General features: G+C 67.1%; 23 protein-coding genes and 4 tRNA genes. 9 read left to right on the top strand and 18 right to left on the bottom strand.

Translation table 11 applies throughout. From position 1 onward, the window contains the following. Position 1 precedes the first annotated feature (1 nt). The 5 genes from O0K41_RS17360 to O0K41_RS17340 all read right to left on the bottom strand — a co-directional run bounded on the left by O0K41_RS17360 (position 2) and on the right by O0K41_RS17340 (position 1,089). A tRNA-Glu gene (locus tag O0K41_RS17360) sits at positions 2-74 on the bottom strand. Positions 75-123: 49 nt separating this feature from the next. Further along, positions 124-199, bottom strand: a tRNA-Ala gene (locus tag O0K41_RS17355). A gap of 184 nt (positions 200-383) precedes the next feature. Continuing rightward, positions 384-459 (bottom strand) — tRNA-Glu (locus O0K41_RS17350). A gap of 54 nt (positions 460-513) precedes the next feature. Next, positions 514-589, bottom strand: a tRNA-Ala gene (locus O0K41_RS17345). Positions 590-678: 89 nt separating this feature from the next. Then, the gene (locus tag O0K41_RS17340; RefSeq protein WP_005410073.1) at positions 679-1,089 is read right to left on the bottom strand and encodes a heavy metal-responsive transcriptional regulator; all 411 of its coding nucleotides are present in this window, start codon (positions 1,087-1,089) and stop codon (positions 679-681) included. 187 nt (positions 1,090-1,276) lie between these two features. Between O0K41_RS17340 and O0K41_RS17335 the strand changes: the two genes are divergently transcribed. The 8 genes from O0K41_RS17335 to O0K41_RS17300 all read left to right on the top strand — a co-directional run bounded on the left by O0K41_RS17335 (position 1,277) and on the right by O0K41_RS17300 (position 11,331). After that, a complete protein-coding gene (locus tag O0K41_RS17335; protein WP_005410072.1) occupies positions 1,277-2,344 on the top strand; it encodes a helix-turn-helix domain-containing protein in 1,068 nt (355 codons plus the stop codon). A gap of 80 nt (positions 2,345-2,424) precedes the next feature. Next, complete coding sequence (locus tag O0K41_RS17330) at positions 2,425-3,228, top strand: TlpA disulfide reductase family protein (RefSeq protein ID WP_049451717.1); 804 nt, start codon at positions 2,425-2,427, stop codon at positions 3,226-3,228. Positions 3,229-3,258: 30 nt separating this feature from the next. After that, positions 3,259-4,101 (top strand): thiol:disulfide interchange protein DsbG, encoded by an 843-nt coding sequence (dsbG, locus tag O0K41_RS17325; protein ID WP_005410070.1) that lies wholly within the window; start codon positions 3,259-3,261, stop codon positions 4,099-4,101. Between the two features lie 512 nt (positions 4,102-4,613). Continuing rightward, complete coding sequence (locus tag O0K41_RS17320) at positions 4,614-6,047, top strand: DcaP family trimeric outer membrane transporter (protein WP_049451719.1); 1,434 nt, start codon at positions 4,614-4,616, stop codon at positions 6,045-6,047. 76 nt (positions 6,048-6,123) lie between these two features. Continuing rightward, a complete protein-coding gene (gene adiC, locus O0K41_RS17315) occupies positions 6,124-7,476 on the top strand; it encodes an arginine/agmatine antiporter (protein WP_099606042.1) in 1,353 nt (450 codons plus the stop codon). A 20-nt stretch (positions 7,477-7,496) separates the two neighbouring features. Further along, complete coding sequence (locus O0K41_RS17310) at positions 7,497-9,785, top strand: Orn/Lys/Arg decarboxylase N-terminal domain-containing protein (RefSeq protein WP_099606041.1); 2,289 nt, start codon at positions 7,497-7,499, stop codon at positions 9,783-9,785. Positions 9,786-9,813: 28 nt separating this feature from the next. Beyond that, positions 9,814-10,716, top strand: coding sequence for a cation diffusion facilitator family transporter (locus O0K41_RS17305; protein WP_065184148.1), 903 nt, complete (start codon positions 9,814-9,816; stop codon positions 10,714-10,716). Positions 10,717-10,896: 180 nt separating this feature from the next. Further along, positions 10,897-11,331 (top strand): Rid family hydrolase, encoded by a 435-nt coding sequence (locus O0K41_RS17300; protein ID WP_005410065.1) that lies wholly within the window; start codon positions 10,897-10,899, stop codon positions 11,329-11,331. Here O0K41_RS17300 and O0K41_RS17295 read toward each other — a convergent pair. From O0K41_RS17295 to O0K41_RS17255, 9 genes are all read right to left on the bottom strand, one after another. Further along, entirely contained in the window at positions 11,328-12,041 is a 714-nt protein-coding gene (locus O0K41_RS17295; protein WP_164221529.1) for an energy transducer TonB, read from the bottom strand. The genes O0K41_RS17300 and O0K41_RS17295 overlap by 4 nt on opposite strands. Beyond that, the gene (locus O0K41_RS17290; protein WP_164221531.1) at positions 12,034-12,834 is read right to left on the bottom strand and encodes a ChaN family lipoprotein; all 801 of its coding nucleotides are present in this window, start codon (positions 12,832-12,834) and stop codon (positions 12,034-12,036) included. Before O0K41_RS17290 ends, O0K41_RS17295 begins: the two co-directional genes overlap by 8 nt. Further along, positions 12,821-15,292, bottom strand: a complete 2,472-nt coding sequence (locus tag O0K41_RS17285) for a TonB-dependent receptor (RefSeq protein ID WP_164221533.1) — start codon at positions 15,290-15,292, stop codon at positions 12,821-12,823. Before O0K41_RS17285 ends, O0K41_RS17290 begins: the two co-directional genes overlap by 14 nt. A 64-nt stretch (positions 15,293-15,356) precedes the next feature. Beyond that, positions 15,357-16,283 carry a FecR domain-containing protein gene (locus O0K41_RS17280; protein WP_164221535.1) on the bottom strand — a complete coding sequence of 309 codons (927 nt, stop codon included), beginning with the start codon at positions 16,281-16,283 and terminating at the stop codon, positions 15,357-15,359. Next, complete coding sequence (locus O0K41_RS17275; RefSeq protein ID WP_033833924.1) at positions 16,280-16,789, bottom strand: RNA polymerase sigma factor; 510 nt, start codon at positions 16,787-16,789, stop codon at positions 16,280-16,282. Before O0K41_RS17275 ends, O0K41_RS17280 begins: the two co-directional genes overlap by 4 nt. A gap of 124 nt (positions 16,790-16,913) precedes the next feature. Beyond that, positions 16,914-17,420, bottom strand: coding sequence for a hypothetical protein (locus O0K41_RS17270; protein WP_005410059.1), 507 nt, complete (start codon positions 17,418-17,420; stop codon positions 16,914-16,916). 94 nt (positions 17,421-17,514) lie between these two features. After that, on the bottom strand, positions 17,515-17,739 hold the full coding sequence (locus O0K41_RS17265; RefSeq protein ID WP_005410058.1) for a hypothetical protein: 225 nt from the start codon (positions 17,737-17,739) through the stop codon (positions 17,515-17,517). Beyond that, complete coding sequence (locus O0K41_RS17260) at positions 17,736-18,437, bottom strand: glutamine amidotransferase (protein ID WP_005410057.1); 702 nt, start codon at positions 18,435-18,437, stop codon at positions 17,736-17,738. The genes O0K41_RS17265 and O0K41_RS17260 overlap by 4 nt, the downstream gene beginning before the upstream one ends. After that, the gene (locus O0K41_RS17255) at positions 18,434-19,207 is read right to left on the bottom strand and encodes a YggS family pyridoxal phosphate-dependent enzyme (protein WP_088436415.1); all 774 of its coding nucleotides are present in this window, start codon (positions 19,205-19,207) and stop codon (positions 18,434-18,436) included. Before O0K41_RS17255 ends, O0K41_RS17260 begins: the two co-directional genes overlap by 4 nt. Positions 19,208-19,283: 76 nt before the next feature. On the opposite strand from O0K41_RS17255, the gene ptsJ reads away from it, so the two are divergent. Then, positions 19,284-20,570 (top strand): transcriptional regulator PtsJ, encoded by a 1,287-nt coding sequence (gene ptsJ / locus O0K41_RS17250; protein ID WP_005413790.1) that lies wholly within the window; start codon positions 19,284-19,286, stop codon positions 20,568-20,570. A 32-nt stretch (positions 20,571-20,602) separates the two neighbouring features. Here the strand turns inward: ptsJ and O0K41_RS17245 are convergent, their stop codons facing one another. The 4 genes from O0K41_RS17245 to imuA all read right to left on the bottom strand — a co-directional run bounded on the left by O0K41_RS17245 (position 20,603) and on the right by imuA (position 26,451). Continuing rightward, complete coding sequence (locus O0K41_RS17245; protein ID WP_005410054.1) at positions 20,603-21,109, bottom strand: hypothetical protein; 507 nt, start codon at positions 21,107-21,109, stop codon at positions 20,603-20,605. Between the two features lie 191 nt (positions 21,110-21,300). Then, the gene (locus O0K41_RS17240) at positions 21,301-24,411 is read right to left on the bottom strand and encodes an error-prone DNA polymerase (RefSeq protein WP_164221537.1); all 3,111 of its coding nucleotides are present in this window, start codon (positions 24,409-24,411) and stop codon (positions 21,301-21,303) included. Positions 24,412-24,417: 6 nt separating this feature from the next. Next, positions 24,418-25,827 carry a DNA polymerase Y family protein gene (locus tag O0K41_RS17235; RefSeq protein ID WP_164221539.1) on the bottom strand — a complete coding sequence of 470 codons (1,410 nt, stop codon included), beginning with the start codon at positions 25,825-25,827 and terminating at the stop codon, positions 24,418-24,420. A gap of 9 nt (positions 25,828-25,836) precedes the next feature. After that, on the bottom strand, positions 25,837-26,451 hold the full coding sequence (gene imuA, locus O0K41_RS17230) for a translesion DNA synthesis-associated protein ImuA (protein ID WP_088436417.1): 615 nt from the start codon (positions 26,449-26,451) through the stop codon (positions 25,837-25,839). Between the last annotated feature and the right edge of the window lie 320 nt (positions 26,452-26,771).

Here is a 26,771-nt window from a genome sequence, read left to right as displayed (position 1 = left end):
GCGTCCCCACGGGGATTCGAACCCCGGTCGCCACCGTGAAAGGGTGATGTCCTAGGCCTCTAGACGATGGGGACGCACGAAAAACTTCAAGTTGTAGAACCTTCGACGGCCTAATGTCGAAAGTGGTGGAGCCAAGCGGGATCGAACCGCTGACCTCCTGCATGCCATGCAGGCGCTCTCCCAGCTGAGCTATGGCCCCGTGTTACCGAGCCGCCTATCGTACCTGCGTGTTCACGTTTGTGGAAGTCTTTTTTGAACTTTTTTCGTTCCGGTTCAACCGCAGCCACGAGGGCAGGGGAACCGCAACGCCACACCCTGAATGCCGGTAGGCGGTGAACAAAAAAGACCCGGTTATCGGCCGGGTCCTCGTTGTTCGTGATGAGTGGCGTCCCCACGGGGATTCGAACCCCGGTCGCCACCGTGAAAGGGTGATGTCCTAGGCCTCTAGACGATGGGGACGCAATTCTCATCAATGTTCTTTAGCGACCTTTCGACGGCCTAATGCCGAAAGATTGGTGGAGCCAAGCGGGATCGAACCGCTGACCTCCTGCATGCCATGCAGGCGCTCTCCCAGCTGAGCTATGGCCCCACGTCGCTGAGGAGCGAAATAATAGCCTTGCCCCAGGGGGTTGGCAAGCATTTGTTGCACTTTTCTTCACGCGTGTTGCGAAGCCGATGTCAGTCGCCTGCGGCGGTGGTGTCGTCGGTCAGAGCGGCCAGGATCGGGCACTGGTCCAGCGCGCCATGGCCGGGGCAGGCGTCGACCAGCTGCGACAGCGCGATGTGCATGCGCTGCAGTTCGGCCATCCGTTGTGCGATGTCCTGCAGGCGGGCCTGCGCGGTGTCACGCACGCTGCCCATGTCCTGCTGGTGGTGATCACTGAGCGCGAGCAGTTCTCCGATTTCCTCCAGGCTGAAGCCCAGTGCCTTGGCGCGGCGGATGAAGCGCAGCCGGCGCAGATCCGGCTCGCCGAAGATGCGGTAACCCCCGGCCGAGCGCGCCGCCGTCGGCAGCAGCTGCTGCCGTTCGTAATAGCGGACCGTATCGATCGGCACGCCCGCCTGACGGGCCAGTTGTCCAATGTTCATGGCAGCTTTCCTGCGGATCCTGCCGGCCATTGTGAAGCCTGGAGTCTGGTCGAGAGTCAAGGCTTCAGCTCGGTGCGCGCATTCAGCCCACTTTGCAACTTTCTTCATAGCCCCGCAGATGGGCCTGTTCCTACCCTTCGCCTGAACCGGCCGTTCGATGGCCTGCAACGAACCGAGGAGGTGGTCTGTGGAGGGAGTCAGGAACGAAGCATTCGTAGAGGTTGCGGTGGTCGAATATCCGGGAGGGGACCCCTCCGCCGCCTCTGTGCTGGCCGAAATGGCCCATGTCGCCAACCGCCTGGCCCAACAGCAGCGCCGACCCTTCAAGCGTGTGCTTGTCACCCGCTGGATCGTTCCCGCCAGCCAGACCGGTGTACACCGCATCGCGGGTGCTGAAATGCTCGACGCCGCCATTCCCGCGGTGATCGCGGTTCCCGGCCAGATCAGCCCCGGAGCCTGTCTGCGCGCCGAAGAGGTCCTGCTGGACTGGTTGCGGGCCCATTATGACGGGGGCAGCCTGCTGGCTGCTGCCAGCGACGGGGTCGGTGTACTGGCCCGTGCGGGACTGCTGGCCGGAAGAACGGTCAGCGGCCCCGATCTGGGGCGACATCCAGGGTTGCAGGCGCAGGCGGTGAGCTGGGTGCCCAGTGAGCGGGCGCTGGTCGACGATGGCGATCTGCTGACGGTTGGCGGATCGCAGGCCTGGCGTTTCCTCGGGCTGCGTTTGCTGTACCGGCTGCACGGGCAGGGCGTGGCGAGCGCGGTCGCGCAACAGCTCGGGATCGTCGTGCCCGCAGGAATCCAGCAGGATCTTGAGCGTTTCAGTGCCAACTTCGCCCACGGTGACCGCGATGTACTGAAGGCCCAGCGCTGGCTGCATACCACTGCGGCACGAGGAGCCACTCTGGCCGCAATCTGCGAGGTTTCCGGATTGGAACCGCGCACCCTGCAGCGGCGCTTCCTCCGAGCGACCGGTCTGCGGCCGATCGAATACTGCCAACGGCTGCGCATTGCCAAGGCGCAGACCCTGCTGCAGCAGGGCGCAGGCATCGAGGAGGTGGCCTGGGGGGTGGGCTACGCTGATCAGAGCGCGTTCCGGCGACTGTTCCTCCGCATCGTGGGCATGACACCGGCCAACTATCGCCGCCACGTCAACTGCAAGCGGCGGGAGCGACCGTTGATGCCGTCGGTGGCCGGAAGTCTGCGCGGCCTGCAGGCGTCCCCCGGAATGCAGTTGGGGCGCAGTGCGGCCTGACCATGGGGGGCGGGCGAGCGCTTGCAACCTGGGCGTGACGCTTTGACCATGCAGGCAGTGGAACTTGAACAGGTGGGCTGATGTCGAGTGTTGGACCGGTACCGATGCCGGTGGTGTTGATCCTGATGTGCTCGTTGCTGGCCATGACCGTTGCCCGTCTTTGGCCGCGCAGGGCAGTGGGAATGCCGCTGCCGTCGGCAGCAGGCATCGTGCTGGACATGCTGCTGATCGGCCTGCTGTGTGGTCGTGTCAGTTTTGTTGTGCTGAATTTCGCGCTCTATCGTTCGGAGCCCTGGAGCATTCTGCAGGTCACCGATGGTGGCTATCACCTGATGGTGGTGCTGGTGGCCGGGCTGTCGTGGGGATTATGGCGTCTGCGGCCGTGGCGTCAGTTGCGTGCACCGGTGCTGACGAGCGCACTGGTAGGCGTGTTGTTCTGGGTCGCTGGTGGCCAGTTGCTGTCGGCATGGCAGGGGCGGCAGATGCCATTGCCGGCGCTGCAGGTGGCGGACCTTCAAGGCGATCGTATCAATCTGCAGCAGTTCCGCGGCAAGCCGCTGGTGCTGAATCTGTGGGCCACATGGTGCGGGCCCTGCCGCCGTGAGATGCCGGTGCTGGCGACGGCACAACTGGCACATGATGACGTGCAGTTCGTATTCCTCAACCAGGGCGAAACCCTGGATGAGGTCCAGGGTTTCCTCGCCGGCGAACGACTGATGCTGGGCAACGTGCTGCTGGATGATGACGCTGCTGCTTCCACCGTGCTCGGCATTCAGGCGTATCCTTCCACGCTCTTTTTCGGTGCCGATGGGCGCCTGCGTGAACTGCACCTGGGCGAACTGACCGCAGCCGGCCTTGAACACAAACTGCGCCGGCTGCGGTAGCCTGCGCGGGCATCTCACTACGGAGTTCCCATGTTGTCGATTTCCCTGCGCACCGCCCCGGCGGTGCTCCTGCTGCCGGTCATGCTGGCATTGGCCGCCTGCAGCCAGGCACAGACGCCGCCGGGCAAGGCCGCTACGGCGTCGGCGACGACTGCTCCGGCATCTGCCGCCAAGGGCGACCGTCCAGCCGTGCTGAAGGGCATCGAGAAGCACGGCTTCGAGGTCGTTGCCGAATTCGATGCGCCGGACGGCCTGCGCGGTTTTGCTGGCGTGGTGGGAGGGCAGCAGCCTGCAGCGGCCTATGTCACGGCCGATGGCAAGCACGTACTGGTGGGCAGCCTGTTCGATGCCGAAGGTAATGATGTGGCTGCCGAAGCGGTCGAGAAGCTGGTTGCCGCACCGATGTCGGCCAAAATGTGGACCAAGCTCGAAGCCAGCGCCTGGGTACGTGATGGCAAGGCCGACGCGCCCCGTGTGGTCTATACCTTCAGCGATGCCAACTGCCCGTATTGCCACAAGTTCTGGGAGGCGGCCCGTCCGTGGGTCGACGCCGGCAAGGTACAGTTGCGCCACATCATGGTGGGTGTGATCCGCGAGGACAGTCCGGCCAAGGCCGCAGCCATCCTGTCCGCACGTGATCCGAGCGCGGCGCTGCTGGAGAACGAACACCAGTTCGACCGTGGCGGCATCAAAGCGCTGCCGAACATCAGCCGCGAGATCGCCGGCAAGCTCGACGCCAACCAGGTGTTGATGCTGGAAATGGGGTTCCAGGGCACCCCGGGCATCCTGTTCCAGGATGCACAGGGCCAGGTGCAGCGCCGGGCCGGATTGCCGCAGGGCGACGACCTGCAGACGGTGCTTGGTCCGCGCTGATCCACGCCTGCATGATGATGTAGACCACAGGCCCGCATGGTGACATGCGGGCCTGTTGCGTTCCTGCCCCAGGCGAACACAACCGCTTGCGCATTGTCTGTTCGTCGTCACGTCTGAATCGTGACTGAGATCAAGCATCGTGCCTTGATTCCAATCAAGGCCAAAAGCGACAAACAGACTAGCCTTTGACGCATGGAATACAGCGTCAATGCGCGATGGATGCCGCGCTCGCCACGCCCTGATCAGGGTCGGCCGGCACAGCCATTCACGACACTCTCACTCTGTGCTTGTTACCCAGTCCGCTGCGGTCGCCACCTCTCTGGCAGCGCGGCCTTGATGGAGTCGACATGGGTGCAGGCGGGGCAGTGTCATCGTCCTGTTGCCTGCCGTGCGCAGGCTGGCCAATGTCGTCGACGCAGTACCCGCATTTCCAGCAACGGCAACGCGAAGCCAGGGCGGCGCATGCATGCGCTCCGGAACCGTGATGCGAGTGTTCGTCAGGGGAGGATGCAATGCGTTTGGCCGTACTGAGTCTGGCATGCCTGGGGGCACTGGCGATCACGCCGGCGTACGCTCAACAGGGTGATGCAGAGGATGCGCAGGCATTGCGGCGCGAGATGGCCGCCATGCGCCAGGCGCTGGAAGGCATGCAGCAACGGCTGGACCGGCTTGAGCAGCGCGATGCTGCGCCTGCGCAGGCAACAGCCGCGCCTGCAATGGCGCCGATGGCCTCTGCCGCTCCTTCCGACGTGATCCATCGCACCCAGGTGCCGGGTGTGGCGCAGCCGGTACTGCCGCAGCGCGATTCGGTCGCTGATCCGTCCACTGCGGCATCGCGACCGGACAGTGCGGCGGGCCCGACCGACCCGGATCTGAAGGGGTTCTTTGCCATACCCGGCACTGATACGGTGATCCGCATCGGCGGTTACGCCAAGCTGGATGCCATCGCCGATTCGCGCGCGGCCGGCGACGAGGATCAGTTCATTCCCTCGTCGATGCCGGTGGGCGGCAGCCACCGCGATGTCTCCAACTTCAACATCCACGCCAAGCAGACCCGCTTCAGCTTCGAGGCGCGGCGTCCAACCACGCACGGCAACCTGCGCTTCTATCTGGAGAACGACTTCTTCGGCAGCAGCGATGGCTACGAGTTCCGCCTGCGGCATGCTTATGGACAGCTCGGCAATACCTATGCCGGCTATGGCTACTCCAGCTTCATGGACCCGGACAGCCTGCCCGACACGCTGGACTTCGCCGGGCCGGGCGGCGCCGGCTATCTGCTGGTGGCCGGCATCCACCACAGCTTCACGATGGGCAAGGGCAACACGCTGACCGTGGCGGCCGAAGACCCGAAGACTGAACTTGCCGGTGCCAGTGATGAGCGGGCTGCGGTGAACCGTCTGCCGGACGTAACCGTGACCGCGCGCATGGAGCGCGACTGGGGCCACCTGCAGGTGGGCGCGGTGGCGCGCAGCCTGGCCTATGACGGCGATGGCGAGCGCGACCGGCGAATGGCCGGCGGCCTGCAGCTGAGTGGCTCGGCCTCGGTGGGCGAGCGCGACCTGCTGCTGTTCGGTGCGCTGGGAGGACGCGGCCTCAGCCGCTATACCGCCGACCTGACCGGCTCCGGGCTGGACGCGGTGGTCGGTGCCGATGGCCGCCTCGACGCGTTGGACCTGCACGGCGGCTTCGTCGGCTATACCCACTACTGGTCCGAGTTGTGGCGATCGAACCTGATCTTCGGCCAGCTGACCCTGGAGCGGAACGCCGCACTGGCGGCCGATGCCTTCCGACAGAGCCGGTACGGCGTATTCAACCTGATCTGGAGCCCCGCGCCGTCGTGGACGATGGGCATGGAGCTGCTGTACGGCCGCCTGGAACAGCAGGGCGGCGCACGCGGCGACACGGTCCGGGTGCAGGGCAGCCTTCAATACAACTTCATCAAATAGGCGCCAGCGGTCGTACGCCAGCGCAACCGTCCCCACGCCCGGTGCTGCCGGGCTCATGCCAGTACCGGAGATCGTCATGGCAGAAGCAAAGAAAATCGGGGTGGTCGGAGCCACCTTCCTCGTCGCCGGCAACATGATGGGCTCAGGCGTGTTCCTGCTGCCATCGAGCCTGGCCAAGATTGGTACCGCCTCGATCTGGGGCTGGCTGATCACCACCGCCGGTGCGCTGTTGCTGGCCTTCGTGTTCGCCAAGCTGGGCAAGCTGGCACCCAAGGCGGGCGGCCCGTACGCCTATGCGCGCGACTGGTTCGGGCCGTACATGGGCTTCCAGACCAACACCATCTACTGGTTCGCCAACTGGATCGGCAACGTCGCCATTCCGATCGCCGCAGTGGGCTATTTCAGCTACTTCTTCCCGATCCTGTCCGAGCCGCTGGTGCGCTGCATCGCGGTGCTGATCCTGGTGTGGGCGCTGAGTTTCGCCAACGTGATCGGTCCGGCGTTCGTCAGCCGCGTGCAGACCGTCACCACCAGTTTTGCGCTGGTGCCGATCCTGGGCATCGCCATCTTCGGCTGGTTCTTCTTCGATGCCGACATTTTCAAGGGCGCCTACAACGTGTCCGGCGAATCGAACTTCGGCGCGATCTCCAGCGCCGCGGCGCTGACGCTGTGGGCCTTCATTGGCGTCGAGTCGGCCTCGGTCACCGCTGGTGTGGTCGAGAACCCGGAAAAGAACGTGGCCCGTGCCACCCTGGCCGGCGTGTTCCTGGCTGCCATCGCCTATATCGCCAGCTCCTCGGTGATCATGGGCATGGTGCCCAATGGCGAACTGCAGACCTCCGATGCGCCGTTCGCACTGGCTGCCGCCAAGGCCGTCGGTGGCTGGGGCGGTGCGCTGGTCAGCCTGTGTGCCTTCATCGGCGCTGCCGGTTCGCTGGGCGGCTGGATCCTGCTGACCGCGCAGAGCGCCAAGGCGGCCTCCGATGACGGCCTGTTCCCGAGCATCTTCAGCAAGACCAACAAGGACGACGTGCCGGTCAAGGGTGTGCTGATCGTGGCCGTGCTGATGACCCTGGCGGTGCTGGTCACTTCCACGTCGGAAACCGCGTCGGCACAGTTCGACGTGATCACATCGGCGGCGGTGGTGCTGACCCTGCTGCCCTACATCTACTCGTGCGTGGCCTGCTACTTCGTGGTCGAGCGCTCGCACACCCTGGTCCACACCGGGGCGTTCTGGACCCTGACCAGCCTGACCGTCGTTTACTGCCTGTGGGCGATCTACGGCTCGTCGGGAACCATCGTGCAGTACGCGTTCCTGTTCGTGCTGTTCATCACCGTGTTCTATCCCTTCTTCAGCGAGGAGCGCCGCCAGCAGCGGCAGCGCGCCCGCGAGGCCTCGGCGATCAGCGCCGGCGCCCGGCGTTCCTGAGTTAGACAAGGAGAATCAACGTGTACTTCAAGTCCCTGGACTACCCGGTCATTGTCATCGACAACGACTACGAGTCGCCGCGCATCGGCGGCATCCTGATCCGCGCCCTGGTGGAAGAGCTGCGCAGCAACGACCAGCGCGTGCTGTGCGGCCTGAACCTGGATGATGCCCGTGCCGGTGCCCGCACCTACGTGGCGGCGTCGGCGGTGCTGATCTCGATCGATGGCAGCGAAGAGGTGGATGGCGAGTTCCAGCGCCTGACCGCCTTCCTGCGCGAGCAGAGCGCGCGCCGCGCCAACCTGCCGGTGTTCCTGTACGGCGAGCGCCGCACCATCGAGAAGGTGCCGAGCAAGCTGCTCAAGTACATTCACGGCTTCATCTTCCTGTTCGAAGACACCAAGAGCTTCATCTCGCGGCAGGTGATGCGCGCGGCCGAAGACTACATGAAGAACCTGCTGCCGCCGTTCTTCAAGGCGCTGATCCATCACGCGGCCGAGTCGAACTATTCCTGGCATACGCCGGGCCATGCGGGCGGTGTGGCGTTCACCAAATCGCCGGTCGGCCGCGCGTTCCATCAGTTCTATGGCGAGAACACGCTGCGAAGCGATCTGTCGATCTCGGTGCCGGAACTGGGTTCGCTGCTTGACCATACTGGTCCGATCAAGGACGCCGAGAACGAGGCCGCACGCAACTTCGGTGCCGACCATACCTTCTTCGTCACCAACGGCACTTCCACCGCCAACAAGATCGTCTGGCACGGCACAGTGGCCCGCGGCGACGTGGTGTTCGTCGACCGCAACTGCCACAAGTCGCTGCTGCACGCGCTGATCATGACCGGCGCGGTGCCGGTGTATTTCACCCCCAGCCGCAACGCGCATGGCATCATCGGCCCGATCAGCCTGGACCAGTTCACGCCCGAGTCGCTGCAGCAGCGTATCGCCGCCAACCCGCTGGCCAGCAAGGCCTACAAGGCCGGCTCCAAGCCGCGCATCGCAGTGGTGACCAACTCCACCTACGATGGCCTGTGCTACAACGCCGAGAAGATCGCCGACGAGATCGGCAGCGCGGTGGACTTCCTGCATTTCGACGAAGCCTGGTACGCCTACGCTGCGTTCCATCCGTTCTACGAGAACCACTACGGCATGGCCAAGGGCAAGCCGCGCGAGCAGGATGCGATCATCTTCACCACGCATTCCACGCACAAGCTGCTGGCCGCGTTCTCGCAGGCCTCGATGATCCACGTGCGCAACTCGGCGCAGCGCGACCTGGATGCCGAGCGCTTCAACGAATCGTTCATGATGCACACCTCGACCAGCCCGCATTACGGGGTTATCGCGGCCTGCGATGTGGCGTCGAAGATGATGGAAGGCGATGCCGGCCGTTCGCTGGTACAGGAAATGCACGACGAGGCGATCGCCTTCCGCCGCGCGATGCTGCACGTCCGCGATGATCTCGGCCGCGACGACTGGTGGTTCAGCGTGTGGCAGCCGACCCAGGTCGAGCGCAGTCTGGACAAGGGCGATACGCCGGCACCGATGGTGGCCAAGCGCGAGGAGTGGTACCTGCAGCCGGATGCGCACTGGCACGGCTTCGAGAACCTGGTGGATGACTATGTTCTGATCGACCCGATCAAGGTGACCCTGCTGACCCCGGGCCTGGCGATGGACGGCAGCATGGGCAAGCTGGGCATTCCGGCGGCGGTGCTGAGCAAGTTCCTGTGGGGCCGCGGCATCACCGTGGAGAAGACCAACCTGTACTCGGTGCTGTTCCTGTTCTCGATGGGCATCACCAAGGGCAAGTGGAGCACCCTTGTCACCGAACTGATGGCTTTCAAGGAACTGTACGACCGCAATGCGCCGCTCAGCCAGGCACTGCCGACGCTGGCCGCCGACTATCCGAATGCCTACGCCGGTTGGGGCCTGCGTGACCTGTGCGACGCGCTGCATGCGTTCAACCAGGAGTTCGCGGTGGCCAAGGTGATGCGCGAGATGTACGTGGATCTGCCAACCCCGGTGATGACCCCGGCCGATGCCTACAACCACCTGGTGAAGGGCGAGATCGAGCGGGTCGACATCGAGCAGGTCAGTGGTCGCATCGCCGCGACCATGCTGGTGCCGTACCCGCCGGGCATTCCGACCATCATGCCGGGCGAGCGCTTTGGCGACAGCGATGAGCCGATCATCCAGTCGCTGCGCATCGCCCGTGAGCAGAATGCCCGCTTCCCGGGCTTCGAGTCGGACGTGCACGGGCTCATCATCGAGAACGAGGGCGATGTGACCTCGTACAAGGTGGAGGTACTGAAGGCCTGACCGGCGACGGTCGGCCCTTCGGCGAACGATGGATACCGCGCGCGAGCAACGCATCCTGAAGTTCTCGATCGGGGTCACCATCGCGGTCAGCGTGGTCGGCTTCAGCGGTGGCCTGCTGGTGGGATCGCAGGCCATCCTGTTCGACGGTGTGTACAGCCTGGTCGACGTTGCCCTGACCCTGGTGTCGTTGTCGGTGCTGCGGCTGGTGGCGCGGGAACAGAGCCCGCGCTTCCAGTACGGCTACTGGCACCTGGAGCCGATGGTCGAGGCGCTGGGCGGTGTGATCCTGTCGCTGGCCTGCGTGTATGCGCTGGCCAACGCGGTGATTGGTTTGACCACGGGCGGACACGAGGTGAGATTCGGGCCCGCGCTGTGGTGGGCGGCGCTGCTGAGTGCCAGCAACCTGGCGATGGCGGCGTTCGTCGCCCAGCGGGCGCGGCGCCTGCGCTCGGCGCTGTTGTGGCTGGATGTACGGGGCTGGCTGCTGGGTGGCTTGATGAGCCTGGCGGTAGTGCTGGCCTTCGTACTGGCACTGGTCCTGCATGGCGGTGAGTGGCACCACTGGGTGCCGTACCTGGATTCGATCGTGCTGGCATTGATCAGCCTGGCGGTACTGCCGGTACCGGCGCGCAGTGCGTGGAAGGCCATGCGCGAAGTACTCCAGGTGGCGCCGGATGATCTGGACCGGCGCGTGCAGCAGGTCATGCAGGCATTCGTGGCCGAGCGTGGCTATGCCGGTTTCACCAGCCACGTGGCGAAGATGGGGCGGATGCGCTTCATCGAGATCCATGTGCTGGCCGATCCGGCTACGCCCTTGGGCTCGGTGGGCGAGGTCGATGCGATGCGTGATGAGATCGCGGTCAGGCTGGATGCTCGGGGCAGCACGTTCTGGCTGACCATCGATTTCACCGCAGATCCGGCGTGGACGTGACCACGCTTCTGTAGAGTCGAGATAGCTCGACTGCTTTTCGTCAGCGGAAGTCGAGCAGGCTCGATTCCACGGGATCGCGTGATCGTTGCGCGTGGCAGACCGGTCTGTTGCACCGGATCCGTTTGACCTCAACCGGGGTTGAGGTCACAGACTGCCGGCAACCCCCACGAGGCGCGCGGCATGAACCTGCTGACCACACCGGACTTCAGCCATGGCCTGCTGGAGCTGTTCAATCCACCGGGCCTCTACGATCCTTCGGCCAACGGCTACTCACACGTGGCGGTGGTGCGCCTGCCGGCACGGGTGATCCACGTGGCCGGGCAGGGCGGTGAAGATGCGCAGGGCCGTCTCTCGCCCAGCTTCGAAGACCAGGTCGGGCAGGCGCTGGACAACCTGCAGACCGCGCTGCGCTCGGCGCAGGCAAGCCTGGTTGATGTGGCGCGGTTGCGCATCCTGGTGGTCGGCCACGATGAGGACCGGCTGGGCATCATTGCCCACCAGGTGCGGCGACGCTGGCCGAACCGTGCGGCGCCCACCTGCACGCTGATCCCGGTGCCGCGACTGGCGCTGGACGGCATGCTGTTCGAGATCGAGGCGGAGGCCTACGCCGCCTAGCGCAGGTAGTACTCCACCGGCACCACCAGTTCCTGTGGTGCCTTCAGTTCATCGGGAATGGGCGGTAGCGGCTGCGCGCGACGGAAGGTCTGCAGCGCAGCGTCATCGAGCATCGGCTGGCCACTGGACTGTTCCAGCCGCAGAGCCAGCAGCCGGCCTTCGCGGTCGATGCTGGCCCTGACCCACGCATTGCCCTGCTGCCGGCGCGAGCGTGCGGCGGCAGGGTAATAGCGGTAACGCTCCAGCCGCGCCATCAGGCGGGCTTCCCACTGGTCGCTGGCGGCGCCGGCCTGGAAGTCCGCCGGTGGCGCGTCTGGAGCGGGCGGAGCGGCCGTGATCGATGCCGGTGCGGGACTGGCATCGGTCGCGGCCGCCGGCGGGGCGACCGGCAGCGGCGTTCGACCCGTCCCGCCCGTTTCGCTGGCGGCCAACTCGCCCTCGCGCGCGGCGGTGGGTTTCGGTGGCGGGGGCGACTTTGCCGGTTGCGATGCGCGCGCCTGCTGCGCCTGGCTGGGGGTGTCGGCCTGGCGCTCCTCTACGGGCTGTGGCGGCGTGGCCGGCGCCAGCAGGCGCAGGCTGATGCGCACGTCCTGCTCCGGCGGCGGCAGCATCGGCGGCGCTGCCACCCAGTGCACCAACAGCAGCAAGGGCAGCAGGTGCAGGACGGCGGTGATCGCGATCGCCTGCCAGTGTTGGCCGCGCTCACTCATCGTCCAGCACCCACAGCAGATCGGCATTCGCCGCATCCACGGTTTCACCCGGCGAAGCCAATGCGATCACCAGCGCAGGCGTAGCCGGTGACAGGTAGCCCGGTACCCCGGTACCGCGCAGTACATGCCAGCGCCCCGCTACCAGCAGCACCGGCGCGGGCGCATCGAGCAGCACCTGTGCCATGCGTGTGTCGCGGGCCTGTTGCACGGCCAGCATCCCTTCCAGCATCGGTGCTGCGTCTGCGTGCTGGGCCAGCACCACCGCCGACAGGCGCTGGCGGGCAGCGGCCACCGGGAACCGCACGCCCTCGGTGGACGCGAGCAGCGCGTTGACCTCGGCACGCGACAGGTTGCCGCCGAACAGCGGCGTGCCTGCATCGGCAGCATCCTGTACCAGCCCGCCATACGCGGTCCACGGCCAACGCGTATCCCATTCCAGCAGTTCCTGCAGGCGTGCACCTTCGGCCTGGTTGCCCTTGGCCAGCCAGCGCTGCACCCGCTGCAGGCGTGGCTGGCGCTCGCTGGCGATCATTTCCAGCACCAGCGAACCCTGCGGGCGCCGCCGCTGCAGCGCCTGCAGCAGCCAGCGCTGGGCGGCGTGGTCTCCGGCGAGGTCATGGCGCTCACCCAGCATCAGCCTCCGGGCGTCCGCCGCACGCGCCACGAACGCGGCTTCGTCCAGGTGCCGGCCGTTGGCCAGGTCGATCACTGAGCCAGGCATCGACTGCGCGCTGGCCACGGTCGCCAGCGCGAGCAGGCATACGGGCAGCCAGCGACGACTAGAACGCCACATTGACGCCCATCGAGACGGTACGGCCACGGCCGTTGCCGCGGTCCAGGATCGGGCTGAAGATGCTGTCGATCGAGGCATTGTTGTCATAGGCCTTGTTCTGCAGGTTTTCGATGTTCAGCCACAGCGTGGTGTTGGCCTGGGGCTTGAAGCTGGCGTAGAAGTCGAGCAGCACGCCGGTGCCGCCGGTCTTGCGGGTCTGGAAGAAGTCGTAGCCTTCCTCGGTCGGCCCGGAGTACTCGGCGCGCAGGCCGGCCTGCACGCGCTGCTGCCACCAGCGGCCGCCCACGTCCAGCGTCCAGTAGCGGTCGGGCAGGGCGGTGATGTCTTCCAGGTTGACGAACTCGATGGCCGGCGCACTGGTGTGCGAGCGGGTCCAGCTCAGCGTGGCGTGGTAGTGCTCGCTGGCGTAATGCGCTTCCAGTTCGATACCGCGCATGCGCACCACGCCGGGGTGGTTCATCCAGCGCGTGGTGGTGCTGAAGTCGTCCACGTCCAGCGCATCGGTCCAGGCAGTGAGTTGCGGATCGCTGTCGATCGGCACCACGAACGGTTCCACTTCCGGCGGATGCACGATCAGCAGGTACTGCGGCTTGATGTAGTCGCGGATGCGGTTGTCGAAGCGGGTGATCCGCAGCTGTGCCAGGTCACCGTCGACCAGCAGCGAGTCGGTGCTGAGGTTGGCACCGAACTGCAGGTTGCGCGAGCGCTCGCGGCGCAGGAACGGGTTGGCGCCCACGCCATCGGCATCGCTCATGCCTTCCAGCGGGATCTTCTCGAAGAACATCTCCTGCACCCGCGGCGGGCGGGAAGTACGCGAGGCTTCTGCGAACAGGTGCAGCCAGTCGGTGGGCTGCCACGATACCGCCAGGCTGGGGCTGAGTGCGCGCTGGGTATGGCGCACGTCGATGCCGCCACCGTTGATCTCCGCGCACTGGCCGGGCACATCCGAGCACACCGGGATGTGGCCACGGATGCCGAAGCGGTCCTGGCGCAGGCCGGCGGTCAGCGCGTAGATGTCGTACTGCAGCTCCAGCGTGCTGAACACGCTGTCCAGCTGGCTGCGACCTTGCGGGTTGGCACCGCGCAGGACGGGGGTGTCGGCCACATAGATGTCCGACTGGTGCTTGATGCCGGTGTTCCAGCGCGCCTGCAGTGCCCCGATGTCGAAGCGGCTGGTGTTGTCCACGGTCCAGCTGCTCAGGCTGCTGTGGGTGCGGCGACCGATGTAGCTGGAATCCTCCACTGGCGGATAGAACAGCCGGGTCTTGTTGCCGGCGAAGGTTGCACGCAGGTCGATCCACGGCGAATAGGGTGTGTAGTGGTAGCTGGCGCGCTGGTTGCGCGCGGAAATCTGCCACGGGTAGTTGTGGTAGAAGTCGTTTTCGTAACGCATGTGGCTCAGGTCCAGCCGGTGCTGGTCGCTGGGCTGCAGGCGTGCTTTCAACAGCCAGCTGCTGGGCTGCTGGCTGCCCGGGTCGGCGTTGTTCTTCTGCCCACGCGCGGTCGCGTATTCGCTGCTGCGGCTGCTGCTGGCAGCGGCCAGCAGGCCGAACTGGCGGTCGCCACCCTCTTCACTGTGGCGCCAGGCACCGGCGAAGGTACGGCCGCTGCCGTAGCCGTTGTTGCCGTGGCGATAGCCTGCACGCAGGCCCCAGTCACGGCCCTCACCGAGCAGATCGTCGATATCCAGCGTGCGGAAGTTGGCACTGCCGGCCAGCGTACCCGCACCATCACCACCGGCGACCGCACCGCGTTGCACGTCCACGCCGGCCAGCAGGAAAGGATCGACATAGGCGAACGGACCACCCGAGCCATGCCCGGCATTGTTGCGAAATGTCTGGGTGACACCGTCGATCATGGTGTTGACCCGGCCAGCACCGGTCATGCCGCGGATGTTGACCTGCAGGCCCGGCTGGCTGCGCGAATGGAAGCTGTGGGTGCCAGGCATCGAGCGCAGCAGGCTGTTGCCTTCCTGGCGTTCGGCCATCGCCACGCGCTCGCTGCCGACCGAGGGCGCAAAGCCATCGCGGGTGGCCGGTACATATTGGCTGGCGCCGGCACCCGGTGCCTGGCCGTGTGCGGTAGTACCCTGCACCCGCAGCGGGCCGGTGCGGCGGCTGCCATCGGCGCGTTCGGCCGGCGCCGGTTCCAGGGCGGCACGACGCGCATCCACGAAGCGCGGGCGCAGGCCGCTGCCTGCCAGCAGGCGCGTCAGGGCCTGCGCATCGTCGAAGTCACCGCGCAGCGCAGGCGCCGAATGACCTGGGGGCAGCGCCGCGCCGATCACCAGATCGACACCGGTCAGCCGGCTGTAGGCGTCCAGCGCGGCCGCCAGTGGCTGGGCGGGCAGATCGTAGCTTCGAGTGGCGGCCTGCGCGTGGGCGCTGTTTGGCAGCAGGGGAACGGTGCTGGCGCAGGCCAGCGACAGGGCGAGGACAAGGGGGCGGGGGCACAGCATCGGGGGCTCCAGGGGCTGACGCAGAGCGTCGTCATCCTGGGTAGACGCAGCCGCAGGCCGGATGTCAGGGTCCATCACGCCGTTCCCTGCGTGGCGGCAGCCACACCTGTACGCCGTCGCCGAGGCGCAGCACGCGCACCTGCAACTGAGTGGCCAACTGGTCGCGGTTGCTGGCTGCGCCGTCGGCACTGCCAAGCAGGGTGACCGGCTGCTGGCGCAGCTGCTCGCCGATGACCCATGTGTGCCCGCCGTGCCAGCGGTCCAGGCCCTGCGTGACGTCGGCCAGCGGGGCCGAGACCCAGTGCAGGCGCCGTTCGCGCCAGGCCAGTGTTCCCGGGGCGGTGGTTGTTGCATCGGCTGTTGACTGCCCATCGAAGCGCAGCTGCTCGCCGTCGTTGGCCAGCATGCTGGCGTTGCCGCTGTCCACGCGCACGCGATGCTCGGTAACGGTGACCACGCTGCTGTTGCCCTGCACGGCAAGATCGAATGCGGTCCCCAGTGCAGTGACGGTGCCCTGCGGAGTGTGTACCTGGAAGGGCCGGTCGGCATCGGCGGCGACCTGGAACCAGGCCTGGCCACGCTGCAACTGGAGCTGGCGGCGCTGCCCATCGATGCGCACCTTCACTTCGCTGCCGGGTGACAGCAGGACATGCGAACCATCCGGAAGGGTCTCCTCGCGGATCTCGCCAGCGGCCGTACGCAGTACCTGCGCCACCGGCGGCGAGGCATGGCGGCTGTAGAAACCCAGCGCACACAGCAACAGAACCGCAATGCCGGCTTCGCGCAGGCGACGGCGTTGCCTGCGCTGCTGTTGCCGCTGCAGGCTGGGCAGCGTCGCGCCTGCCTGCCACAGGTGCTGCAGATACTGGTACTGCGCGGCATGTCGGGGGTCGGCCTGGTACCACTGGTCGAACGCGTTCTCGTCGCGGTCACCGTCGTGCCCGTCCAGCCACCAGCGTGCGGCTTCACGCGCGATCGCGTCCTGGCTCATGCGCCGGGCACCTGCTGCAGGGCGACGAGGGCGCGCAGCAGATGGCCGTGCGCGGTCTGCCGGCTGATGCCGAGCTGGCGCCCGATCTCGGCCAGCGCCAATTGTTCAACCCGCGCCAGCAGGAACACCTGGCGCGAGCGCGGTGGCAGCGCGGCGATGATCGCGTCGAGGTGGCGCAGCTGTTCGGCGTCGAGCAGTCGCTGCTCGGGCAGTGGTGCAGGATCGGCGATGGCCTGCAACTGCGTGTCATCCAGTACCTCTTCGCGACGGCGCTGGCGCTGCCGGTAGTGATCCGCGATCAGGTTGTGGGCGACGCGGTACAGATAGGCGCGGCCGTTGCTCAGCAGGCCGCTGGCGGCGACTTTGACGACACGCAGCCAGGTTTCCTGGACGACGTCATCGGCGTCGCTGCGTTGCGGGAGTTTGCGGCGGACATGGGCGTGCAGCGGCCGGTAATGGGCCGCGCACAGCTGCGCGACATCCGTCGGTTCGACAGGCGTGGACACGGGGCGGGCGACAACTGGGAAAGGGAACAGCCCGCGGCGGCAAGGGCAGCGGCTGCACCTTACAGCAAAAGAGAATCATTTGCATCCATGGCGCGAGGCACGGCACGCATGGGCCACCGCGGCGTCAGCGCGGGCGATAGTCGCAGTGGATCTGCAGGGCTTCGGTGGCGTTGTGATGCAGCTCGAAGCCGCACTGCTGCAGGCTGCGCTTCACCTGCGCGACGGCTTCGGAATGACGGGCAACGCGACGATCCTGCCAGCGCGGTGGGGTGAACACGCCCAGGGGCAGCAGCCGCAGCCGCTTGCCGTGCAGTACCAGTGAGACATCGACATGACGGCCATCGATGTCGTGGCCGTTGGCACCGAAGATGGCATCGATCTCATCGCGGCGTTGCGGGTAGCAGGTGCGGAATGCTGCGATGCCGAGCCGTCGTACCGCGCGGCGGAAGCCGCCGAGACGGCTGTGGCCGGGTTCGAAGCCACGGGTGAGCAGCAGGCGCAACCCGGCAGGCAGCATCGCCTGCGCGTCGAGCAGGCGTTGCAGTACCTCTTCTTCCAGTTGGATGCGGGTGGAGGGCCAGCGCGGGGCGATGAGCAGTCCGTGGTGGTTGCCGCGATGCAGGGTCAACATGCGTGAAGCTTCGCACGCGGGCGAACAGCCGCGGTAGTGCCGGCCGCTGGCCGGAAGATCCGGATGCCGGCCAGCGGCCGGCACTACCATCGGGTCAGATGTCGCGGTACTGGATCTGCGAAGCCAGTACCCGCAGGCCATCGGCATTGCTGGACAGGATGCGCTCTTCGCCGACACCTTTCTGCCGTTTCAGCTGGAAGCCCTGATCGGCAGGCAGCTGTGCGGCAATGGCGTCCATGCGTTGCAGGGCATCGGGGCCGCTGCAGTCGAAGTGGCCCCAGTGGGCGCCATCGCGGTGGATCTGCAATCGGTAGTTCATTGCGGTGTCTCCGGCAGGTCCTGCAGCCAATGGTCGAACATCGCGGTGGCGGCCGCAGCCAGCGGTGCGCCATAGCGACGCGCCTGTGCGCGCAGGTCGTTGGGATCGATGCCGGCCTGGGCCAGCTCCAGCGTGTGGCCGATCAGCCAGCGCTCGAACTGGCGGGCGTCCAGTTCCGGATGGCATTGCAGGGCCAATGCGTGGCTGCCGATGGCGAACGCCTGGTGACGGCAGGCCGGCGTACTGGCCAGGCGGCGTGCACCGGCCGGAAGTTCGAACGCCTCACCATGCCAATGCAGTACCGGAATGCCCTGCAGGGACTGCAGCGGAGAACGCTGGCCTTCATCGGTCAGCAGCAGTGGCGCAAAGCCGATTTCCTTGCCACCACTGGGAGCGACACTGGCACCGAGTGCGCGCGCCATCAGCTGTGCACCCAGGCAGATGCCGAGGGTCGGCCGCTGCCGCTGCAGCCGGCGCTGCAGCAGGGCAATGCTGTCGTTGACGAAGGGGTAGGTCCCTGTGTCATTGGCACTGATGGGACCGCCCAGCACGACCAGCAGGTCGGCGGTTTCGGCGTCATCGAGCGCATCGACGCCGGCCTGCAGCAGCTGCAGCTGCCAGCCTTGCGCCAACAGCAGTGGCTGCAGGGTGCCGAGGTCTTCAAAGCCAACGTGCTGCAGGACAACCGCGTGCTTCATGCCGGGGCTCCGCTGTTCGGCCAGTAGAAGCTGTCCGGGGTGGCGCGGGCGCCGAAAATGGCCTGGCCGACGCGGACCACGGTGGCACCTTCCTCGATGGCCACTTCGAAATCACCGGACATGCCCATCGACAGCTGCGACAGGTCCAGGTCGGGCGGGGCGGTGCGTTGCAGCTGGTCGCGCAGTTCGCGCAGGCGCACGAAGCAGGCGCGCACGCGCTCGACGTCGGGGGTGAAGATGGCCAGGGTCATCAGGCCGCGCACGCGCAGGCGATCGAAGGCTGGCAGCTGTTGCACGAAGGCCTCGACCGCGTCGGGTTCCAGTCCGTACTTGCTGGGTTCGGCCGAGGTGTTGACCTGCACGAACACATCCAGGGTGCGCTCTTCCAGTTGCAGGCGCTGCTGCAGGGCCTCGGCTACGCGCAGGCTGTCCAGCGCCTGGAACTCGCTGGCAAAGCGCGCCACGTAGCGCGCCTTGTTGGTCTGCAGATGGCCGATCACCGACCAGTGCACGTCCAGGTCGGCCATCGCTTCGGCCTTGCGTTGTGCCTCCTGCACCTTGTTCTCGCCAAGTTCGTGGCAGCCTGCGGCCACCGCCATGCGGATGCGGGCTTCATCGACGGTCTTGCTGACCGGCAGCAGGCGCACGCTGGCCGGGTCCCGGCCGACGCGGGCGCAGGCATCGGCGATGCGTTGGCGCACCGTGACCAGGTTGGTGGCGATCTGTTCAACGGACTGGGCGACGGGCCAGTCGGCGGCGGCAAGGGGCATGCGGGCACCTTCAATGCAGGGCGGCCAGGGTGGGATACACTGGCACAGGACAAGAGATATTTTGGCATAGGACAAAATGAAAATCACCGGGCACAGTGCCGAGTCGATCTTCGACAGCATCCGTGAGGGCATCGGCGAGGGCCGCTTGCCGGCCGGCAGCGTGCTGCCGCCGGTGCGTGAACTGGCCGAGCAGCTGGGCGTGAACCGCAACACCGTGGCCGCTGCCTACAAGCGCCTGGATGCGGCGGGCCTGGCCAGCACGGCGGGCCGCCGCGGCACGGTGGTGCGTGGCCTGCCGCCGCCGCTGGCGCGCGAGGGCAGTACGCCCGGGCTGGCGCTGCAGGACCTGGCCGGTGGCAATCCGGATCCGCGCCTGCTGCCGAACCTGCGCCTGGCCCCGGCCGCACCGCGGCTGTATGGCGTGGGCACGGTCGACCCGAGGTTGCAGGCGCTGGCGCGCGCCTCGCTGGATGCGGACTGCCCGGCGGGTTATGCGCTGGAGCTGACCCATGGCGCGGTCGATGGCATTGAACGCCTGCTGGCGGCCTGGCTGCTGCCGGGGGATCGCATCGCGGTGGAGGATCCGTGCTTCCTCGGCAGCCTCAATGTGCTCAATGCCGTGGGCCACGCGCCGTTGCCGGTGGCGGTGGACGCGCATGGCATGCAGGTCGAATCACTTCGGCAGGCGCTGGAGGCCGGTGCACGCGCGGTGCTGCTGACCCCGCGTGCGCACAACCCGACCGGGGCCAGCCTGGATGCGAAGCGGGCACGGGCGTTGCGCCAGCTGCTGGCGGCCTACCCGCAGGTGGCGGTGCTGGTCGACGATCATTACGCGCTGCTTTCGCAGCAGGCCTACCACTCGGTATTGCCGCTGGATGGCCGGCGCTGGGCGCTGTTGCGTTCGTTGTCCAAACCGCTCGGCCCCGACCTGCGCCTGGCCTGGTTGGCCTGCGATGAAGAAACCGCGATGCGGTTGCGGCTGCGATTGGCGTCCGGCACCGGCTGGGTCAGTCATCTGCTGCAGGATGCGGCGACGTCGGTGCTGGCGTCGGCAACGCAGCGGGCGAAGATCGCCTCGGCAGGTGAGCGTTACCAGCAGCGCCTGCAGTCGCTGCAGGAGTTGCTGCGCGCGCGTGGCATGCCGACGCCGCTGCCAATGGAGGGATTGAACCTGTGGCTGCCGTTGTCGGCTGACAGCCATCCTCAGGTGCTGGCACTGGCTTCGCGCGGATGGCATGTGCGGGCGGGCGAAGTGTTCGCGGTGGCGGCGCCGGGACATGGCCTGCGCATCACCTGTGCGGCGCTGGGGACGACGCAGCTGCGGCAGCTGGCCGATGACCTGGCGGCCGTGTGCGGGGTGTAGCGTCGAGCATGGCTCGACGCTACAGAAGCCGATCAGGGCGCGGCGTTGGCGCCAGGGCGCACGTAGTAGGACTGGCCGCTGTCATCGACGAACATCAGCTCCGGCTTGCCCTGCCAGGAGGTGAGCATGGCGCCGGTGTTGTTCTGGTGCTTGACCATCAGGCTGGCGCCGCGATCCGGGTTGGCGACGACCTTGAATACTTCGGTAGTGCCGGTGGCATCGTCGAGGGTGAGCAGGGCTTCGCCGCCGCGGTCGCTGGTGCCATAACCACCACGCTCGGAACCGTCGGGGCCAAGCAGGATCAGGCCAGACAGGGCGGTGGCACGCGGCCCCTGGGTGCGGCCCTGGCTGAGCGGGTCGGGGACCGGTGCGCCGAGGATCACCCGCGGCTGGCCGCTTGCATCGTGGATGACCAGGCCGCGTGCTTCGATGATGCGCTGTGGCGATTGGCTGCGATGCAGGTTCCAGGCGGTCCAGCCGGAAACAAGCAGGGCGAGGGTGGAGACCACCAGGGTGGTCAGCAGCAGCGCACGGGGCATCGGGTGGTCCTTCCTTGGATGTGCCGACGATAGCGGATGCAAAAGGGGATGGGTAGAGTCGACTGTCAGTCGACTGCTGTTCGATCAGATCACGGAGATTCCCGCGCTGGCGCGCGCAAGTCGACTGACAGTCGACTCTACCTCTACCTGCTCGACATCACCCAGTGGCCGTTACGCGGTGATTCCCGGCGTCAGTGGAATTCGCGGCTGTGGCTGCGCAGTCCCTGCAGCAGTTCATCCAGGCAATGCATGCGTTGCACGATGACGTGCTGGACGCCATCGACGCGTTCCAAGCGACCATCGATCTGCATCAGCTGGGTATCGACCAGCACCCGGTGCTGGCGATCGGCCAGGTGCCGCCAGACCACGGCGTTGACCATGCCGGTCTCATCCTCGAGCGTGAGGAAGGTGACACCGCTGGCGGTCTGTGGGCGCTGGCGCATGCGTACCAGGCCGGCGATGCGCACGCGACGGCCATGGCCATGGCCCGCCAGTTGCGCGGCATCCAGGCAGCCACGGCTGCGCAGCTGCGCACGCAGGAACGAGATCGGATGGCGGCCGAGGGTGGTGCCGGTGCTGCGGTAATCGGCCTGCATGTCCTCCCAGGCGCTGGGCAGGGGCAGTGGCACGCGGGCTTCGGCGGTGGCGCGGGCCTGGTCGAACAGCGGCAGCCGGTTTTCCACGCCGGAGATATCCCAGCGTGCACGATGGCGATGGCCACTGAGCCCACGCAACGCACCGGCATCGGCCAGCAGGCCCTGCTGGCGGCGGTCCAGGGCGGTGCGCTGGCACAGGTCGCCGACATCGTCGAACGGGCGCCGCGCACGTTCGCGCATGATGGCCTGCACGGCGGGTTCATTGCAGCCATCGACCAGGCGCAGGCCGAGCCGGATCGCCGCCGGCCCCTTGCTGAAATCCAGGGTGCAGTCCCAGTCGCTGTGGCGCACGTCCACCGGCAGCACGCGGATGCCGTGCCGGCGCGCGTCCTGCAGCAGCTGGTCGGGGCTGTAGAAGCCCAGCGGCTGGCTGTTGATCAGGCTGGCGGTGAACGCGGCGGGGTGATGGCATTTCAGCCAGCAGCTGTTATAGGTCAGCAGGGCGAAGCTGGCGGCGTGGCTTTCCGGGAAACCGTAATCACCGAAGCCCTTGATCTGCTCGAACAGATGCTCGCCGTACTCGCGGCTGAAGCCGTTCTTCAGCATGCCGGACAGCAGCTTCTCGCGATGCGGCTCCAGGCCGCCACGGCGTTTCCATGCGGCCATCGAGCGGCGCAGGGCATCGGCCTGGCCCGGCGTGTAGCCGGCCGCTTCCACCGCCAGCTGCATCACCTGTTCCTGGAACAGCGGCACGCCCAGCGTGCGTGCGAATACGCGTTCCAGCTGCGGTGGGTAGAGCGGGTTGTCCGGGTCGTTCAACGCGTCCGGTCCCTGTTCGCGCAGGATCCGGCGCCGCTCCAGATAGGGGTGCACCATGTCGCCCTGGATCGGGCCAGGGCGCACGATCGCCACCTCGATCACCAGGTCATAGAACGTGCGTGGCTGCATGCGCGGCAGCATCGCCATCTGGGCGCGCGATTCGATCTGGAACACGCCGATGGTGTCGGCGGCGCAGATCATGTCGAAGGTCTTTGCATCCTTGGGCGGGATCGCATCCATGCGTCCTTCATGCAGGCCGTGCTGCTTCAACATCGCCAGGCATTTGCGGATGGCGGTGAGCATGCCCAGCGCCAGGCAGTCGACCTTCATCAGGCCGGTGGCATCCAGATCGTCCTTGTCCCACTGGATGACGGTGCGGTCGGCCATCGCCGCGTTTTCCACCGGCACCAGGGTCGACAGCGGATGCTCGGAGATGACGAAACCGCCCGGATGCTGAGACAGGTGGCGTGGGAAGTCGATCAGCTCGGCGGTCAATGCCAGCAGCCGCCGCATCAAGGGCGTGTCCGGGTCGAAGCCGCGCTCGCGGAGGGTTTCCGGCAGCGGGATGCTGCCACCCCAGTGGTCCATCGCCGCGCCGAGTTCGTTGACCTGGTCCATCGGCAGGCCGAGCGCACGGGCGACGTCGCGGATCGCGCTGCGGCCACGGTAGCTGATTGCTACTGCGGTCAGTGCGGCGCGCTCGCGGCCATAGCGCTTGAACACGTACTGCAGCACTTCCTCGCGGCGCTCGTGCTCGAAGTCGATGTCGATGTCCGGCGGCTCATTGCGCTCGGCGGAGATGAAGCGTTCAAACAACAGATTGCTGCGCGCAGGATCGATCTCGGTCACGCCCAGCACAAAGCACACCGTCGAATTGGCCGCCGAGCCACGCCCTTGGCAGAGGATGTCCTGGCTGCGGGCGAAGCGCACGATGTCATGCACGGTAAGGAAGTAGGAGGCGTAGTTTTTCTCCCGGATCAACGCCAGCTCATGTTCGATCTGCTTGCGCTGTGCGTCCTTGATGCCTTCTGGCCAACGCCAGGGAATCTTTTCTTCGACCAGCTCGCGCAGCCAGCTGTCCGGGTCATGCCCCTCCGGCACCAGCTCGCGTGGATAGGTGTACTGCAGCTGTTCCAGGGTGAAGTGGCAGCGTTCGGCGATGCGCAGGGTCTCGGCCAGCAGTTCGGGCGGATACAGCTGGGCCAGCGCGGTACGCGGGCGCAGGTGGCGCTCGCCGTTGGGGAACAGGCGCCAGCCGGCTTCGGCCACGCTGCAGCGGTGGCGGATCGCGGTCAGTGTGTCCTGCAGGGCGCGGCGGCGTCGCACGTGCATGTGCACATCGCCACTGGCGACCAGCGGCAGGCGGTGGCGTTCGCCGAAGGCCTGCAGCTGCTGCAGGCGGCGTGCGTCGTCGTGTTCGTGGTGCAGTTCCACCGCCAGCCACAGCCGATCATTGAAGCCGGCGCGCAGCAGTTCCAGGTCGGTGGCGGCCGGTTGCCGGTCCAGCCACAGGCACAGCAGGCCGTCGGGCAGGCCGAGCAGGTCCTCGCGCAGGCAACGGTACTCGCCCTTGGCCGCGCGCCGCCGGCAGGTAGTGATCAACTGGCACAGCCCGGCATAGGCGGCCTGGTCGGTGCACAGCAGGGCCAGCTTGGGTCCGTCCTCGACCTGGAATTCGGCGCCGACGATCAGCGCCACGCCATGCGCCTTCGCCGCCTGCCAGGCACGCACGATGCCGGCCAGCGAGCATTCGTCGGTGATCGCCAACGCGCGGTAGCCCTGGCCGGCGGCGCGCGCGAACAGCTCTTCGGCGATCGAAGCACCACGCTGGAAACTGAAGGCCGACAGGCAGTGCAGTTCGGCGTAGCCGGGCAGTTCGCTGTGCATGGCGGCTCAGCCGAACCAGCCGTGCAGCATCCACGGCGCATGCGGATCGTTGCGCTCACGGAAAGCCCAGCCGCGCTGGCCGTGTGCGGTTTCCACCACGTAGTAGTCGCGGCGCGCGTCGGCCTGGTCCCACCAGCCCGATTCGATCCGCTCCGGCCCGGTGACGATGCGCAGCCGCGGATCACGCAGCGGTTGCGGGGTGTCCAGCAACCAGCCAGGGCGCAGCGGCCAGTACGACGGGGGCTTGGCCGGTGGCTGGCTGCCACTGGCGCGTTCGGGGCGATGGTCGGCCTGCACCGCCAGCGGCTGCACGGCGTCATCGCCCAGCCGCGCGCGCAGGCGCTCGCGCAGCTGGTTCCAGGGCATCGCCTGTGCCGGCCGGGTATCGAACAGGTCGCGCGCGGCGGGCACGAACGGTGGCAGCTGTTCGGCCTGCAGGCGCAGTGCGCGGCTGCCGGCCGGCAGGGCGAACGCTTCCATGCGGTTGCGCGCGATCTCGAACAGCAACGCGGGATCGCGTTCCGGTGCCAGCAGGCCGATGGTCAGCACGCTGGCCGGCAGCAGGTCGTGCTCGAAATGCAGGTCGAAGCGCTGCACGCCGCCATCGCGCGAACACAGGAACGCGGCCAGGTCCAGCAGCAGGCGACGCAGCGGGAACAACAGGGCCTGGCTGGATTCGATCTCGTACTCGAATTCGATGCGTGCATCGAAACGGTCCGGTGGCTGGTAGTAGCGCAGTGGCGCGGTGGGTAGCCCACGCAGTGCATCCAGCTGCTGCAGGACCTCGGGGGCAAAGCGCCGGGCCAGGCTGTCGCGCGGCAGCTCGAGCACTGTGCCCAGCGTGCGCAGGCCGGAGCGGCCGAGCACCGTCACCGCCTCGTTGGGCAGGCCGCAGCGCGGCAGGGGCAACTGCGCCAGCGCCGCCGGCAGTTGCTGTGCATCGATGCCGAGGCCGTCGTGGACGTTGGCCAGCACGCGCGCGGCATGTGGGGTAGGTGCGGCCACCAGACGGTGACGGAAGCCGAGTTCGTGCAGTTCGTTGCGCAGTCGCTGCTGGATCGTCAGCCAGTCACCGAACAGGGCGCGGCTGGCGCCGATCTCCAGCACCAGTGCATGCGGGAAATCGAGGCTGACCTGGGAGCTGTAGGCGTAGGCCCAGCTGGCCAGCAGCTGCCGGGTGTGCTGTTCGGCGTTGGGATCGTAATCGTGCAGGTGCATGTCCTGCACCAGCACCTGCGCAGCCGACAGCAGCATGCCCGGGCGCAGCCCGGCTGCGCGTGCCGACGGGCTGACCGCACGCAGTACGCGACGCTGTGCCGGCCCCTGCAGCAGCACCAGTGGGCGCTGCGGATCCGGCTGCAGGCGCAGCACGCTGTCCAGCGCCAGCTGCGGCAACAACAGGCAGGCCCAGTGCATGGCGCGGCCTCAGTGGGCGATGGCCAGCGGCAACGGCTGCGCCGGCGGCAGGCCGCCTCGGCACTTCAGCACCCGCACCTGGCCGTGGTCGAGCTGCAGGCGCAGGCTGGCCGGAGAGGGATTGCGCGCCGCCTGCGCCTCGCGGAACACGAAGCCCAGGCACTGGCCGCTGTCGGCGGCCACCTGCAGCCGGCGCAGGGCGCGATCGTCGGCCTGGTGTGGCCAGCACAGCACCGCTGCGCAGGCGGCAGAGCGCAGGCACTGCTCGGTGGCCCAGAGCGCCTGTTTCGGCGCTGCGTGGATGATCTGCAGCTGGGCCAGGTCCAGCCCGGCTGCCGCCCAGGCCGGGGCATGCGGGCGATAGGGCGGGGCGACCAGCACGATCGGGCGGTCACGCAGGCTCAGCTTGGCCAGCGCCGGCCAGACCAGCGCCAGCTCACCCACCCCGGGCGCCGCCTGCAGTACCTCGCACAGCCCGCTGGCCGGCCAGCCACCGCCGGGCAGGCGCGCGTCCAGTGCCGGGTGGCCGCTGGCCAGGTGGTCGCTGGCGGGCCCCTGGCGGGCCGGGCCGCGCCACAGCTGGCGCCCGTCCAGCAGCCGGTCGAGGGCGACGACGGCACCCATCAGCCGGCCCTCCAGGGGAGGCGCCGGGCGGGCTGGAAGCGGCAGGAACGGGCGGAAACGGCGGGCATGGCGCGAGTATCGACGGGCCGGTATCAGGGGCTGAGACCGGACATGCTACTCGCCTTGTGAGTAGAATTACTAATGAAATCGGAGGGTCGGGTTTCAGGTTGCTGAAGGGGTAAAGCATCCACGCATGGCGTGGATCTACTGGAGAGAGCCCCGGCAAATCCATGCCGCAGCCTGGTAGATCCACGCCATGCGTGGATGCTTTTCCCCTTCAGCAACCTGAAACCCGACCCTCCGATTTCATTAGTAATTCT

Source organism: Stenotrophomonas sp. Sm2128, from assembly GCF_030985535.1.
Lineage (GTDB): Bacteria > Pseudomonadota > Gammaproteobacteria > Xanthomonadales > Xanthomonadaceae > Stenotrophomonas > Stenotrophomonas maltophilia.
This window is presented reverse-complemented; position numbering and strand designations above follow the sequence as displayed.